This window comes from Oligella sp. HMSC05A10 (assembly GCF_001808335.1).
In the GTDB taxonomy this organism is placed as follows: domain Bacteria; phylum Pseudomonadota; class Gammaproteobacteria; order Burkholderiales; family Burkholderiaceae_B; genus Oligella; species Oligella urethralis.
In genome coordinates, this window is the sequence record NZ_KV792905.1 from 1 (window position 1) to 903 (window position 903).

Genomic DNA, 903 nt, shown 5'->3' on the forward strand with positions numbered 1-903 from the left:
AGCGTTCCAACGACTCATGAGGTCTTTCGGTATTATAAATGGTTATCCACTCTTCGGTATACCAACGAACCTGCTCTAGTGTACTGAAGAGGTGCATATTCAACACTTCTTCGCGATAGGTTCGATTAAATCGCTCGATATAGGCATTCTGGTAAGGGCAACCAGGTTCAATAAAATCAATCATAATGCCGTGTCGTTCTGCCCATTGCATAAAAATCTGTGACGTAAACTCCGGGCCGTTATCTGTACGGATACGCTCAGGGTAACCATAGACTTCACTTAGCTGATCTAAAAAACGTGTGACCCGAAGGGCCGGTAGACTCATGCCAACATCAATGCCAAGGATCTCACGATTGAAGTCATCAATCACATTCAGCGTGCGAAAGCGGCGCTGATTTGTCAGACCATCTGACATAAAATCGATTGATCAGCTGCTTCTTGCGAGCTTAGGCTGTGCCAATGGCGTAGGGTTTCGTGCCGGTAAACGTTGTTTACGCTTACTTCGTAATTGCAGCTGAAGCTGATTGTAGACACGTTGTACGCGTTTGTGATTCCACGGGTGACCTAAGGTTCGTAAACGGTCGAAACATTTAACAAAGCCCCAACGAGGATGTCGCTCAGTTAGTTCAAGCAACGCTTGCTCAACTGCACTGTCATTGACCAAGCGTTTACGGTAGTAATAAGCCGTTCGACTAATACATACTGCCTGACAGCTTTTAACAATGCTGACTAGATGCCTTGCCTGTAGCTCACGAGCCCATGCCTTACGTGTCTCTACAGGCACTAGAGCTTTTTTATAATCTCCTCCTGCATGCGCGACATTAGGCTCAATTCAGCATACATTTTCTTAAGCCGTTCGTGCTCTTGTTCTATCTGTTTAAGGCGCTTCAATTCTGAGGCTTC

At 45.8% G+C, this 903-nt stretch carries 2 protein-coding genes; both read right to left on the bottom strand.

Annotated elements, in window-relative coordinates:
* Nucleotides 1-415: integrase core domain-containing protein (locus HMPREF3144_RS04915; RefSeq protein WP_141742726.1), on the bottom strand; the 415-nt coding region annotated here is incomplete at its 3' end.
* Between the two features lie 12 nt (nt 416-427).
* The gene (locus HMPREF3144_RS04920; protein ID WP_070476732.1) at nt 428-784 is read right to left on the bottom strand and encodes an IS3 family transposase; all 357 of its coding nucleotides are present in this window, start codon (nt 782-784) and stop codon (nt 428-430) included.
* Nucleotides 785-903 lie beyond the last annotated feature (119 nt).